At 66.5% G+C, this 13,467-nt stretch carries 14 protein-coding genes and 1 tRNA gene; 7 read left to right on the top strand and 8 right to left on the bottom strand.

What is annotated here, in order from left to right:
* Positions 1-131: 131 nt before the first annotated feature.
* Positions 132-221 (bottom strand) — tRNA-Ser (locus QGG75_01350).
* Between the two features lie 316 nt (positions 222-537).
* Between QGG75_01350 and QGG75_01345 the strand changes: the two genes are divergently transcribed.
* Entirely contained in the window at positions 538-837 is a 300-nt protein-coding gene (locus QGG75_01345) for a hypothetical protein (protein ID MDP6065892.1), read from the top strand.
* 343 nt (positions 838-1,180) lie between these two features.
* Here QGG75_01345 and QGG75_01340 read toward each other — a convergent pair whose 3' ends face one another.
* The 4 genes from QGG75_01340 to QGG75_01325 all read right to left on the bottom strand — a co-directional run bounded on the left by QGG75_01340 (position 1,181) and on the right by QGG75_01325 (position 3,916).
* On the bottom strand, positions 1,181-1,453 hold the full coding sequence (locus QGG75_01340; protein ID MDP6065891.1) for a hypothetical protein: 273 nt from the start codon (positions 1,451-1,453) through the stop codon (positions 1,181-1,183).
* A gap of 410 nt (positions 1,454-1,863) precedes the next feature.
* The gene (locus QGG75_01335; GenBank protein ID MDP6065890.1) at positions 1,864-2,352 is read right to left on the bottom strand and encodes a YbaK/EbsC family protein; all 489 of its coding nucleotides are present in this window, start codon (positions 2,350-2,352) and stop codon (positions 1,864-1,866) included.
* 11 nt (positions 2,353-2,363) lie between these two features.
* A complete protein-coding gene (locus QGG75_01330) occupies positions 2,364-3,062 on the bottom strand; it encodes a glutathione binding-like protein (protein MDP6065889.1) in 699 nt (232 codons plus the stop codon).
* Between the two features lie 44 nt (positions 3,063-3,106).
* Positions 3,107-3,916, bottom strand: coding sequence for a helical backbone metal receptor (locus QGG75_01325; protein ID MDP6065888.1), 810 nt, complete (start codon positions 3,914-3,916; stop codon positions 3,107-3,109).
* A gap of 201 nt (positions 3,917-4,117) precedes the next feature.
* Between QGG75_01325 and QGG75_01320 the strand changes: the two genes are divergently transcribed.
* Positions 4,118-6,361: a mechanosensitive ion channel family protein gene (locus tag QGG75_01320; protein MDP6065887.1), complete on the top strand. Its 2,244-nt coding sequence runs from the start codon at positions 4,118-4,120 to the stop codon at positions 6,359-6,361.
* Positions 6,362-6,371: 10 nt separating this feature from the next.
* Here the strand turns inward: QGG75_01320 and gatB are convergent, their stop codons facing one another.
* Genes gatB through gatC form a run of 3 tightly spaced genes read right to left on the bottom strand, consistent with a single transcriptional unit; the run spans position 6,372 to position 9,601 of the window.
* Positions 6,372-7,823, bottom strand: coding sequence for an Asp-tRNA(Asn)/Glu-tRNA(Gln) amidotransferase subunit GatB (gatB, locus tag QGG75_01315; GenBank protein ID MDP6065886.1), 1,452 nt, complete (start codon positions 7,821-7,823; stop codon positions 6,372-6,374).
* Positions 7,823-9,313 (bottom strand): Asp-tRNA(Asn)/Glu-tRNA(Gln) amidotransferase subunit GatA, encoded by a 1,491-nt coding sequence (gene gatA, locus QGG75_01310; protein ID MDP6065885.1) that lies wholly within the window; start codon positions 9,311-9,313, stop codon positions 7,823-7,825. Before gatA ends, gatB begins: the two co-directional genes overlap by 1 nt.
* The gene (gene gatC, locus QGG75_01305) at positions 9,314-9,601 is read right to left on the bottom strand and encodes an Asp-tRNA(Asn)/Glu-tRNA(Gln) amidotransferase subunit GatC (GenBank protein ID MDP6065884.1); all 288 of its coding nucleotides are present in this window, start codon (positions 9,599-9,601) and stop codon (positions 9,314-9,316) included.
* 93 nt (positions 9,602-9,694) lie between these two features.
* Here gatC and ruvX point away from each other — a divergent pair, with 93 nt between their 5' ends.
* The 5 genes from ruvX to QGG75_01280 form a co-directional block, all read left to right on the top strand.
* Entirely contained in the window at positions 9,695-10,204 is a 510-nt protein-coding gene (gene ruvX / locus QGG75_01300; GenBank protein ID MDP6065883.1) for a Holliday junction resolvase RuvX, read from the top strand.
* Between the two features lie 176 nt (positions 10,205-10,380).
* Complete coding sequence (locus QGG75_01295; GenBank protein ID MDP6065882.1) at positions 10,381-11,349, top strand: aspartate carbamoyltransferase catalytic subunit; 969 nt, start codon at positions 10,381-10,383, stop codon at positions 11,347-11,349.
* Positions 11,346-12,662, top strand: coding sequence for a dihydroorotase (pyrC, locus tag QGG75_01290; GenBank protein ID MDP6065881.1), 1,317 nt, complete (start codon positions 11,346-11,348; stop codon positions 12,660-12,662). The genes QGG75_01295 and pyrC overlap by 4 nt, the downstream gene beginning before the upstream one ends.
* A 4-nt stretch (positions 12,663-12,666) precedes the next feature.
* Entirely contained in the window at positions 12,667-13,290 is a 624-nt protein-coding gene (gene plsY / locus QGG75_01285; GenBank protein ID MDP6065880.1) for a glycerol-3-phosphate 1-O-acyltransferase PlsY, read from the top strand.
* Positions 13,283-13,467: hypothetical protein (locus QGG75_01280; protein ID MDP6065879.1), on the top strand; the 185-nt coding region annotated here is incomplete at its 3' end. The genes plsY and QGG75_01280, both read left to right, overlap by 8 nt.

Raw genomic sequence — 13,467 nt, 5'->3', positions numbered from 1 at the left:
CCGTTCGCCAGGATGCCAAATTTCAGCCAATTTTCGGTAAGAAGGGCTGTGCGGCATATGGGTTGTTTTATGGGTAGGTGCAGGGCGTACCTGAAAAAATTATTGTTTATCAATAGGTTGATACAAAAAACTGGCGGAGGGAGTGGGATTCGAACCCACGAAGGGCGTTAACCCTTACTCCCTTAGCAGGGGAGCGCCTTCAGCCACTCGGCCATCCCTCCGGACCCGGGGTAAGCGGGCGCCCAGGCGGCCCTTATCTAGCGGCGCTACCTTCGTGCTGTCAACGGCGGCGGCAATTTCTGCCTACCTCTCGCGGCCTGCTCACGATTGCGCCAGCGCCCCTCGACACCCGGATCCTTCGCTCCCATCTATGATCATAGAAAAAACCCTTTAATTTCAATGGGATTTTAATGAATTGCTAACAATTTTAGGGTGCCGATTTAACCCTTTGTTGACTCACCTGGCATAGAGTTTGCGACGCCCGGTTAGGAAGGTTGGTAACAGTGGTTGGAAACCCCAAGCCGATTGGAGGTTGTTATGTGGAAAACATTGGCAGTAGCCACGACCGTGCTGACGCTGGCCGCCAGTGCCCCAGCACTGTCTCAGACCGTTTGCAGCGACCGGGCCTCGTTCCTCGAGCAGCTCAACGGCCGCTATCAGGAAAACCCGGTAGGGCTCGGTCTGGCCAGCAGTGGCGCCGTGCTTGAGATTTTGGCCTCGAAGGGCGGGACCTGGACCATCCTGGTGACCCAGCCCAACGGCACTTCCTGCGTGGTCGCCACCGGCGAGGCCTGGCAGGGCCTGAGAGCGGCCAGTACCAACGGCCCGAGTGCCTGAAGCGTGGCCTCTGAAGTCACGGCAGTAGCGCGGCCCGCCGCCCTGGTGGGCCCGCCCGCGATCACCTGAGCCGGCGAAAATTCGGCGGCCCCGGAGAGATACCCGGCGTGCGACCGCAAAGGGAAAAGCAGCGTCCCAAATAGCGACACCTCTTGGAACAAGCCGTTCCAAGCATCCCAGAACAAGACAATTCGAGTTGAAATTCGCTAGCGTCGGTGGGGCGCGACTGATCGTCGTGCCGGAGTCGTCTTTGGCTCATCAGGGCAAAAAAATCCGGCGGCCCAGCGAGCTGGCAGCCAAACTTACAACAACCCGGGCAGATCCTGCCGGGCTGGGGTCTCAGCTAGTGGCTTTCGATCCACTCGCGGGCCAGGCGCTGGGCCGTGGCGATGTCCTCGCGGGCCATCACCTCGGAGACCTCGGCGCGCAGCATGCGAGCCTCCTCGCTGCCCTGCCGGGCCGCCAGGTTGAGCCATTTGTGGGCGACCACGTAATCCAGCGGCGCCTCATCCTTGCCGATCGAGTAGGCCAGACCGAGACGGAACTGGGCGTCGGCGCTGCCTTCCTCGGCGGCGCGCTGCCAACGGTGGGTTTCGGTACGATCAAGTTGCCCCATGACGACCTCCATCCTGCTGCGGGGAGGATCGGTCCGGACGGCCCGAACCAAATCCGGGTACCCCTTAATCATTTCGATGATGGCCCTTTAACTCTTAAAACTTCCTTGACGGAATTCTCTTTTTAGTTGTGACGGTGGTCACACTTCATCGGTCTCATTCGAGACCGGTGAAGTGATTCTTTGTCGCTCACGGCGGCGGATCTTCGGCCCGCAGCCTGCGCGGGCGCGCCGCAGCGGCGGCGGGTCGCGGTCGATCCCGTTGCACCAAGACCAAGCAGCAAGAAAACACACTATGACGGCGTCGCTAAGCCGCCCCCCCAATGGGGGCGGAGGCCAAGGGCGCGGATGCGCCCGCCCGGTGAGGGGCTAAACAAGACCCCACCGCCCGGTGAGGGTCTACATAAAGCCCCCTACCCCACCCCGATCTCGCTGCTCTCGACGCCGCCGCTGACCTCGATCAGGGCCTCCGGCGCGATGCCGAAAACGCAGTGGGGGTGGCCGGCGGCGGCGTAGACGGTGGCGAAGCGGCGCAGGCTGGCATCGACGGCGATGGGGATGGGCTCGGCATGGGCCAGCGGCGCCACGCCGCCGATGGAGAAGCCGGTGGCGCTGCGCACGGCATCGGCATCGGCCCGTTTGGCCTTGCCTTCGAGGCCCAGCGCCGCCGGCAGCCGCTTGGTGTCGCACTGGCGGTCGCCGGCCACCAGCGCCATCACCGGCTGGCCGGCGATGTCGAACAACAGCGACTTGACGATGGCGCCGAGCTCGCAGCCCAGGCTCTCGGCGGCATCGCGGGCGGTGCGGGCGGTGGTCTCGAGCTCGATCACCCGGGCCTCGCAACCGGCCGCCGCCAGGGCGTCCCGCACCCGGCGCACGCTGGCCCTTTCCAGCAGGCTCATGGCCGCCGGCTTCAGCGGCGCTTGTACTGCTCGGCGCCGAACATGATCTCGCGCGCCTTGTCGTCGATCTGTTCGCCGGGCTTGCGCTGGTGCTCCTTCAGCACCTCCAGCCCGCGCTGCACGGCGGGTCGGGCATTGATGGCGTCAAACCAGCGCTTGAGGTTGGAAAATTCATCGATATCCACGCCCTGGCGCTCGTAGCTGCGCAGCCAGGGCATGGTCGCCATGTCGGCGATGGAATAGTCGCCGGCCAGGTAGTCGCGGTCCGCGAGCCGTTTGTCGATGACGCCATAAAGCCTGCCGGCCTCGTTGGTGTAGCGATCGACGGCGTAGGGGATTGGCTCCGGCGCGTAGGCCCGGAAGTGATGGGCCTGGCCCAGCATGGGACCGACGCCGCCCATCTGGAACATCAGCCAGCACAGCACCTCGTAGCGCCCGCGGGCATCGCTGGGCAGGAACTGGCCGGTCTTCTCGGCCAGATAGATCAGCATGGCACCGGATTCGAAAAGCGAGATGGGCTGGCCGTCGGGGCCGTCCGGGTCGACCAGGGCCGGCATCTTGTTGTTGGGGCTGATCTTGAGGAAATCGGCCTCGAACTGCTCGCCCGCCCCGATGTTGACGGCGATGACCTTGTAGAGAAGCCCGGTCTCTTCGAGCATGATGTGGATCTTGTGGCCGTTGGGCGTGGGCCAGGTATAGAGATCGATCATGGCTTGGTTTCCTATGTGCGGGGAATCGGCGACAGGGTCGCAGCTTAGCCCGCCCCACAACGCTTGGCCAAGGCCGCCAGGTATTCGACACCTTGAATGGCCCGGCTGCCGTACCACGAGACCATTTCACCATCGAGCAGCAGCGGCTGGGCCACAGCCGGATGGTCGCGCACGAAGGCATCGCGATGCTCGGCCGTGAATTCGAAGGGCTCGCTGGGCAGCAGCACCAGGTCGGTCCGGGCCAAGAGCTCGGCGTCGATGCTGACCTCGGGATAGCGCCTGTCCGCATCGTGGCCCAGGGTACGCCAGCCCACCAGCGCCAGCAGGCGCGAGGCGTAGGTATCGCGCGAAACCGTTATCCAGGGGTCCCGCCAGATAAGATAGAGCACCGATTTCTGCAGCCAGGTCTCCCGCGCCACCGCCTCGAGCGCCGCCTCGAGTTGGCGGCACAGCTCCTCCGCCCGTTCCTGTACTCCGAAAATGCCGCCGAGCAGCCGATAAAGCCCGAGGTTGTCGGTGGGCTCGAGCGGATGGCTGACGACGACGGCGACTTCCGGCAGCGCCTCGCGGATGGCTTCGATCTCCTCCTTCACGTTCTCGTCGACATTGACGACGACGTGGCTCGGCGCCAGCCGGACCAAGCGCTCGAGCTTGAACTTCTTGGTGCCGCCGACGCTGGTCACAGCCGCAACGGCGGCTTTGGGGTGGACGCAATAGTGCGTGCGCCCGACCAGCCCCTCGGCCAGCCCGAGCTCGAACAAGAGCTCCGTCAGGCTGGGCACCAACGAGACGATACGCGGGTCGGAAGCGGGCTCGTGCCGCGTACCGACGGCGTCGATCAATGCTCCGTCCATGCGCCCTCCTTCTCTCGGCTGACATCCTCACACACAATTGAACGAACAGTGACAGCGCCCGGGGCCAACAGCCGCCAATATATTGCATAGCGGAGGCCGCATTCGCGGCTTTCTCGGGAGTACGCCATATGCGCGGCCTATTGATCGTTTTGCTGCTCGCGGTCCTGCCGTCCCTCGCTCAGGCCGCCGGCCCCTTGCCGGTTGCCGCCGGGGGCAGCGCGGCCGGCGGCAACCGGCAAGGGGCCGGCAGCGCTGGCCTTCCCCAAGGGTCTCTCGAACGAACAAACGCTGAATTTCGTGGCCGGCCTGAGCGACGGCCAGGCCCGCCTGCTGGTGCTGCGCCGCCTCGACGAGTTGCGGGCCCAGGAGGCGGCGGCCGAGCGGGGCCTCAGCGGCCTGGGCGTGGTCCTGGTCAAGCTGCGCTTGGACTTGCAAGGCCGGGTCTCGGAGATCCGCGAACGCCTGGGCCTGCTTGGCGGCGGTGTGGCGCAAACACCGGCCACGGTGGCCGCCATCCTGGGCCGGCTGCAGGGCGATTTCCTGGTGGTGGCGCTGACGACACTGGCGGTCGTGGGATTTGGCTTGCTGCTGCGCGCCTTGGCCCAGCGCGGCACCGGGGGCTTTCGCCGGCATCTCGAGGCTGCCCACGGTGGCAACCTTTTCGAGCGTGCCAGCCGGCTGGCGCTGCGGGCGCTGCTGGATCTATTGGGCATCGCCGCCTATGGCCTGGGCGGCGCCGTGTTGCTGGCATTTATTTTCGACCGCGGCAGCCTGGATCAGGCCTTTGCTTTCAGCTACCTGACGGCCGGCCTGCTGATTCTCGCCGTGCAGGCGGCCTCGCGCTTCCTGTTGGCGCCGCGGGCCGCAGCGTTGCGGCTGATTGCCCTGGACGACGGCCTGGCGCTGGCCTTGCACCGGCCCCTGGTGCGCCTGGCCATTGTCGCCAGCGTGGTCTGGCTGACCACCGCCTTTTTCATTGTCCAAGGCGGGCCGCCGCTGGGCGTGCATCTGGTGCTGGTGCTGGCCAGCGGCCTGATCGTGCTGAGCCTGGTGGTGCACACGGTCTGGCGGTTGCACCGGCCGTTGGCCAAGCTTCTGGCCGCCGGGATCGAGGTCGAAGCCGGCACCCGTGGTGCCGAACTGAAGGCCGCCCTGGCCGCCAACTGGCATCTCTTCATGACCGCCTACATCGCCGTGGTGGCGACGCTTTGGAGCATTGCCATGCTGACCGGCGGCCACTCGGTGCTGTGGCCGGCGGTAGGCAGCGTTGCCCTGGTGGCGCTTTATCCGGTGCTCGATTCCGGGCTCTCGCGGGCCATCGGGCGGCTGGTCGATTCGCTGCTGGTGGACCAATACACACCCATCGTCATGGCGGCCGGCGACGAGGGCGACGCCGAGATGCCGCTACAGGTCGACCGCGAGGCCATCGCCCGCAATGCCGAGCGCTACAGCCGCGTTCTCAGGCGCGGCTCGCGGCTGGCGCTGGGCTTCCTTATCGGCCTGGCTGTGCTGGAACTTTGGGGTCTCGACGTGCTGCGGCTGTTGGGCGCGCCCGGTGCCGGAGCCGTCTGGAAGGCGGCCTTCGACATCGCCGTAGTGGTGCTGCTGGCCTACTTGGTGTGGCAGCTCATCGAGACCGCGCTAACGCGGAGCGCCGGCCCCGAAGCCCGGGCCCAGACGCTGTTGCCGCTGATCCGCAAGTTCATCCTCATCGTCATCGCCGTGATGGTGGCGATGATCGCGCTCTCCTCCATCGGCATCGACATCGGGCCGCTCTTGGCCGGTGCCGGCGTCGTCGGCCTGGCTATCGGCTTCGGCGCCCAGGCCCTGGTGCGCGACGTCGTCGCCGGGGTCTTCTTTCTCGTTGACGACGCCTTCCGGGTGGGCGAGTACATCGAGGTCGACGAGAAGATCCGCGGCGAGGTCGAGGCCATCTCGGTGCGCTCGCTGAGGCTGCGCCACCACCGCGGCGCCGTCATCACGCTGCCCTTCGGCGAGCTCAAGCAGATCACCAACCACAACCGCGACTGGACCATCTACAAGATGCCCATTCGCGTCGCTGCCGACACCGATCCCAAGGCGGTGAAGAAGATCGTCAAACAGATCGGCAAGGAAATGCTGGCCGACCCCGAGCTCGGCCCCAAGCTCATCCAGCCCTTGAAATCCCAGGGCGTCTTCGCCATCGACGACGATTCGGCGCTCATTATCCGGGTCAAGTTCATGTGCAAGCCGCGCCAGCAATTCGTGCTGCGCCGCGAGGCCTACCACCGCATCCAGAACGCCTTCGCCGCCCACGGCATCGAAATTGCGCGCCGCAAGGTCGAGGTCTCGGTGCCCGAAGACGCCGGCCTGGAAGAACGCCGCCAGGCCTTGCGCGGCGCCGGCGAGGCGGCCGAAACGGCCAGCGCCAGCAGCGGCACGAGCAGCGCGGCGGAGGCGATTTAGGGCGAGACAATCAGACTTCGAGCTTTCCCTTCAAGAGCTCGTTCACCACTTTCGGATTGGCCTTGCCTTGCGAGGCTTGCATGATCTGGCCGACGAAAAATCCCAGCAGCTTGTGTTTGCCGGCGCGGTATTCCGCGACCTTGTCGGCATTCCGGGCCAGCACATCATCGATCATGGCCTCGATGGCGTCCGAATCGCTGACCTGTTCGAGGCCCTTATCCGCGACGATCTCGGCGGCCGGGCGGCCGCTGGCGAACATTTCGTCGAAGACCTCCTTGGCGATGCGGCCCGAGATGGTGCCGGCAGCGATGAGGTCGACCAGCCCGCCCAACTCGGCGGGCGCCACGGGAGAGGTTTCGATTCCCGTGCCGCTTTCGTTGAGCCTGCTGAAAAGCGTACCCGTGACCCAGTTGGCCACCGTCTTGGCCTCACGCCCTTCGGCGGCCGCCTCGAAATAGTCCGCCGTCTCCTTTTCCGCCACCAGTACGCCGGCGTCGTATTCGGAGAGGCCGAACTCGGTTATGAAACGGTTTTTTTTCTGGTCCGGAAGCTCGGGCAAAGCGGCCCGGATTTCATCGACGAATTCCTGCGTCAGCTCCAGCGGCAACAGGTCCGGGTCGGGGAAATAGCGGTAATCGTGCGCCTCTTCCTTGGTACGCATGGCGCGCGTGATGCCGCGGTCGGGATCGAACAAACGCGTTTGCTGTTCGATCTCGCCGCCCTCCTCGATGACCTCGATCTGGCGCCTGGCTTCGTATTCGATGGCTTGTTGCACGAAGCGCACCGAGTTCACGTTCTTGATCTCGCAGCGCGTGCCCAGCTCGTCGCCGGGACGGCGCACCGAGACGTTGACGTCGGCCCTCAATGACCCCTGCTCCATGTTGCCATCGCAAGTGCCCAGATAGCGCAGGATGGTCCGCACCTTGCGCACGTAGGCCCCGGCTTCCTCGGCCGAGCGCATATCGGGCTCGGACACAATCTCCATCAGCGCCACGCCGGAGCGGTTGAGGTCGACGTATGTGAGATCGGGATGCTGGTCATGCAGGCTCTTGCCGGCGTCCTGTTCCAGGTGCAAGCGCTCGATGCCGATCTCGCGAACCTCGCCGTCGACCTCGATGCTGACGCTGCCCGCACCGACGATGGGCTGCTTGAACTGCGAGATCTGATAGCCCTGCGGCAGGTCGGGATAGAAATAGTTTTTGCGGTCAAAAACGGAAAAGAGATTGATCTCGGCCTTGAGCCCCAGCCCGCTACGCACGGCCTGGGCGATGCATTGCCGGTTGATCACCGGCAGCATGCCCGGCATGGCGGCATCGACCAGCGAGACCTGGCTGTTGGGCTCGGCGCCGAAGGCCGTGGCGGCGCCGGAAAAAAGCTTGGCCTCGGATATCACCTGGGCGTGGACCTCGAGGCCGACGACGACCTCCCACTCGCCCGTGGCGCCCTGCAGGAGTGCCGCCATCAGTCGGCCTCCCACCAGCGTTCGGGCTGGGCCTGAAAATCGGCCGCCTCTTCCAGCACGCCGGCGACGCGGAACACGGTTTCGTCGTCGAAGGCCTTGGCCAGCACCTGCAGGCCCAGCGGCAAGCCGTTCTCGGAAAGCGCCGCCGGCACGGAGATTCCCGGCAGCCCGGCCAGATTGGCCGGCACCGTGAGCACGTCGTTAAGGTACATGGCGATGGGATCGTCGGCCCGCTCGCCAATGGCAAAAGCTTCGTAGGGCGTGGTCGGCGTAAGAATGGCGTCGACTTCGGCAAAGGCGGTTCGGAAATCCCTCGCGATCAGCTCGCGCACCTGCTGGGCCTTGATGTAGTAGGCGTCGTAGTAGCCGGCCGAGAGCACGTAGGTGCCGATCAGCACGCGGCGCTGGACCTCGGGCCCGAAGCCCGCCGCACGGGTGCTTTCGTACATGTCGATGAGCTCGGCACCCTCCTCCCTGAGGCCGTAGCGCACGCCGTCGTAGCGCGCGAGATTCGACGAGGCCTCGGCCGGGGCCACGATGTAATAGGCCGGCAGCGCGTACTTGGTGTGGGGAAGCCCGATCTCGACGATCTCGGCGCCGGCCGCTTCCAGCCAGTCGACGCCTTTGCGCCACAGCGCCTCGATCTCGGCCGGCATGCCGTCGACACGGTACTCCTTGGGGATGCCGATCTTGAGGCCGCGCACGTCGCCCGTCAGGGCCGCCTCGAAGTCGGGCACGGCGACTTGGGCGGAAGTCGAATCTTTCCTGTCGAACCCCGCCATGGCACCCAGCATGATGGCCGCGTCGCGCACGCTTCGCGTCATCGGCCCGGCCTGGTCGAGCGACGAGGCAAAGGCCACGATGCCCCAGCGCGAACAGCGCCCATAGGTGGGCTTCATGCCGACGATGCCGGTAAACGCCGCGGGCTGGCGGATCGAGCCGCCGGTGTCGGTGCCGATGGCCGAGGTGGCGGCGCCGGCCGCCACGATGGCGGCCGAGCCACCCGACGAGCCGCCCGGCACCAGGCCGGAATCGTCCGCACCCCGGCGCCAGGGGTTCAGCACCGGGCCGAAGAAACTGGTCTCGTTCGAGGACCCCATGGCGAATTCGTCGAGATTGGTCTTGCCCAGCATCACCGCACCGGCCTGCCAGAGGTTGGCGGTAATGGTGGATTCGTAGGGCGGTACGAACCCTTCGAGGATGTGCGAGCCGGCCGTGGTGGCGATACCCTCGGTGCAGAAAAGATCCTTGACCGCCACGGGTATGCCTTCAAGGGGACCGGCCGTGCCGGCCCGCAGGCGCTCGTCCGAAGCCTCGGCCATCTGCAAGGCCTTTTCCGGGGTCTCCCGTATCATGACGTTGAGCGGCCGGGCCGCCTCGACCGCCGCGATATGGGTCTCGGCCAACTCGCGAGCCGAGAAATCTCCTGCCCTCAGGCCCTCGCGGGCTTGGGCGATGGTGAGAGCGGTAAGATCGGCCGCGCCGGCCATCTATTCGACCACCTTGGGCACGGCGAAGAAGCTTTCGCGGCGCTCGGGCGCGTTGGCCACGACCTTTTCCGCCATGGCGCCGTCGTCGACCACGTCATCGCGCCAGCGCAGCGTCATCTCGGCCACGCTGGCCATGGGCGCCACGTCCTGGGTGTCGACCTCGTCGAGCTGCTCGACCCAAGTGATAATGTTGGAGAGCTCGCCGGCCAGAGCCTCGAGCTCGTCCTCGCCGAGCCGCAGGCGCGCGAGGTGGGCGATGTGGGCCACGGTCTTCTTGTCGAGCGCCATCTGATTCCCTCGCGGGCTGCGGAAAACCCCCAAAACCCGCAAAACCCCTGGACTTCCGGCGGATTCGGGCGGAAGTTACCAGCCGCCATGATAGTGTGCAAGCCGACCGCTCTCAAAGCCGCGTTGGGCCACGACCAGCGCCTGCTGGGCCTCGACCTCGGCACCAAGACCATCGGCCTGGCGCTCTCCGACCCCGGCCTGGTCATCGCCTCACCGCTGGAGACGCTGCGGCGCGGCAAGTTCACCCCGGACGCCAAGGCCTTGGCCGCCATCGTCGCCAAGCATGACGTCGGCGGCCTGGTCATCGGCCTGCCCGTCAGCATGGACGGCAGCGAAGGTCCGCGCTGCCAGTCGGCCCGCCAGTTCGCCGCAAACCTGGAGGAATTCATCCCGCTGCCCATGGCCTTTTGGGACGAACGCCTTTCCACCGCGGCGGTCACGCGGACGCTGCTGGAAGCCGATACCTCGCGGCGGCGCCGGGCCCAGGTGGTGGACAAGATGGCGGCCTCGTTCATTCTCCAGGGCGCGCTTGATTCCCTGGTCCACGCAGCGGCGTCGCCCCCCCACCCAAACCCTCCCCCGCAAGGGGGGAGGGAGTGGTAACCGGCGGTGGCTTTTTTCCCCTCCCCCTTGATGGGGGAGGGCAGGGAGGGGGTGTTTTTTTTCGTATCCAAGTGACGCCGGGACGACAAGTGAGGGCCGAACCCGATTGGCCAAGAACTTGACCCGCCGAGGGACTAGTTGCGCCGCCTCCGGTGGCGGCTTATATAGGGCCTTTAATGGCTCCGGCAGCGCCCTTTTCCTATCCCCACCGCCACCTGCTCGGCATCAAAGGGCTATCCGCCGAGGTCATCGACGAGCTTTTGCAGCGCTCCGAGGGCTACGTCGAACAGAATCGCCAGCTCGACAAGAAACAATCGACCTTGCGCGGCCGCACCCAGATCAATCTCTTCTTCGAGAGCTCGACCCGCACCCGCACCTCGTTCGAACTGGCCGGCAAGCGGCTGGGCGCCGACGTCATCAACATGTCGGTCGAAGGCTCGGCCATCAAGAAGGGCGAGACCTTGATCGACACCGCCATGACGCTGAATGCCATGCACCCCGACGTGCTGGTGGTGCGCCACCCCGAATCCGGGGCCGTCAACCTGCTGGCCCAGAAGGTCGACTGCGCCGTCATCAACGCCGGCGACGGCAGCCACGAACACCCCACCCAAGCGCTGCTGGACGCCCTTACTATCCGGCGGCGCAAGGGCCGCCTGGCCGGCCTGGTGGTGGCGATTTGCGGCGACGTGCGGCACAGCCGGGTGGCACGCTCGAATATCCACCTGCTCAACGTCATGGGCGCCCGGACCCGGGTGGTGGCGCCGCCGACGCTGTTGCCGCCGGCCATCGAACGTCTCGGCGTTAGCGTCTTCCACGATATGCACGAGGGCCTGGCCGGGGCCGACATCGTGATGATGCTCAGGCTGCAGACCGAGCGCATGCACCGCGCTTACTTCCCCTCGCTGCGCGAATATTTTCGCTATTGGGGCCTCGACCGCGACAAGCTGGCGGCTGCCAAGCCCGACGCCCTGGTGATGCACCCCGGCCCCATGAACCGGGGCGTCGAGATCGATACGGATCTCGCCGACGACATCGACCGCAGCGTCATCCGCAAACAGGTCGAGATGGGGGTTGCCGTGCGCATGGCCTGTTTGGAAGTCCTGGCCGGGCGCTTCGACAACGCACCGGGCGGAGCGGCCAAATGAACGCCGCCCCCGGCCAACGCACCTTGTGGCGGAACGCCCGGCTGCTCGATGCCGCTTCGGACCGCGACGAGGCCGGCGATTTGCTGGTGGAAGACGGCCGCATCGCCGACATTGGTCCCAACCTCTTCCCGGAGAACCCACCAGAGAGCACCGAGGTGCTCGACTGCGCCGGCCACTGCCTGGCGCCCGGCCTGGTCGACATGCGGGCCTTCCTCGGCGAGCCCGGCTTCGAGCACCGCGAGACCCTGGCCAGCGGCAGCGCCGCCGCCGCCTCGGGCGGCATCACCACCATCGCCGCCCGGCCCGACACCGAGCCGGTGATCGACGACATCGCCCTGGTGGAATTCGTCAAGCGCCTGGCCCAGGCCACGGCCCAGGTCCGCGTCCACCCCATGGCCGCCATCACCAAGGGCCTGGAAGGCAGCGAGATGACCGAGTTCGGCCTGCTGGCCGTGGCCGGCGCCGTGGCCTTTTGCGACGGCGAGAACGCCGTCGCCGACGCCCTGGTGATGAGCCGGGTGCTGACCTACGCCACCAACTGGGACCTGCTCATCGTGCAGCTGCCGGCCGAGCCGCGCCTCGCCGGCTCGGGCTGCATGAACTCGGGCGAGGTGGCGACGCGGCTGGGCCTGCCGGGTATCCCGGCGGCGGCCGAAGTGATCATGCTGGAGCGTGATCTGCGCCTGGTCGAAGCGACGGGCGGGCGCTACCACGCCACCTGCCTCTCGACCGCCGCCGCCATCGAGGCCATGCGCCAGGCCAAGGCGCGCGGCCTGGCGGTAAGCTGCTCGGTGGCGCCGCACCATTTCGCACTCAATGAGAACGCCGTCGGCGAATACCGCACCTTCGCCAAGACCTGGCCGCCGCTGCGCCGCGAAGAAGACCGCCTGGCTGTGGTCGCAGGCATTGCCGACGGCACCGTCGACGCCATCGTCAGCGACCACGCGCCGCAGGACCAGGAAAGCAAGCGCCAACCCTTCACCCAGGCCGCCTCCGGCATCTCGGGATTGGAGACGCTGCTGCCGTTGGCGCTCGAGCTGCACCTCGGTGGCGGCGTGCCGCTCGAGCGCGTGCTGGCCGCCCTGACCTCGGGTCCGGCCGGGCTCCTGGGCCTCGAGGCCGGCCGCCTAACGCCCGGAGCTATGGCCGATCTGGTGCTCTTCGACCTGGAGAAGCCCTGGCGCATCGACGAGAACCAGCTCAAAGCCAAATGCAAGAACACGCCCTTCGACGGCCGCCCGGTGCAGGGCCTGGTGCTGCGCACCGCCGTCGGCGGACGCACGGTTTACCAGGCCAACACCGACCAGGCCTGAGGCCATGCCCGATCCCATAAGCTGGAGCTATGCCGCGCCCTACTTCGGGGCGGCGCTGGGGCTGGGCTATCTGCTCGGCGCCATCTCCTTCGGCCTGGTGCTGACGCGGCTGGCCGGGTTGGGCGACATCCGGGCCATCGGCTCGGGCAACATCGGCGCCACCAACGTGCTGCGCACCGGCAACAAGGGCCTGGCGGCGGCCACGCTGCTGCTGGACGGCGGCAAGGGAGCGGCGGCGGTGCTGCTGGGCAACCTCTTCGGGCCCGACATGGCGTTGCTGGCCGGCGCCGGCGCCTTCCTCGGCCATCTCTTTCCTGTCTGGCTCAAGTTCCGTGGCGGAAAAGGTGTCGCGACTGCGCTGGGCATCCTGCTCGCCATGGCCTGGCCGGTGGGTATTTTGGCCTGCCTGACCTGGCTGGCGACAGCGGCGCTTTTTCGTTTCTCCTCGCTGGCCGCCCTGGTGGCCGCGGCGGCGGCGCCGGTCTACGCCTACTTCCTTGCCGACATGCAACGCGTTGAATTCGCCGCCTTCCTGGCGGTATTGATATTCATCCGCCACCAGGCCAACATCCGCCGCTTGGCCAAGGGCGAGGAACCGCGCATCGGGGGGGCGAAGAAAGATGCTTGAGAAAACGCGCCTGGGCACCTTGGTCATGACGCTCCGCGACCTCATCGAACGCGCCCGCGCCACGCCAATGCCGGCGGACGACGAGGCGCCGGAACTCTTCGGCTTCATGCGAGGCAGCGTGACGATCCACGGTGACCTCACCGAACCCCTTGACGAGGTCTGGGAAGTCGACGCCTA

Source organism: Alphaproteobacteria bacterium, from assembly GCA_030740435.1.
Taxonomy (GTDB): domain Bacteria; phylum Pseudomonadota; class Alphaproteobacteria; order UBA2966; family UBA2966.
Note: the sequence above shows the minus strand (reverse complement) of the source record. Positions and strands in the feature narration are given on the sequence as shown.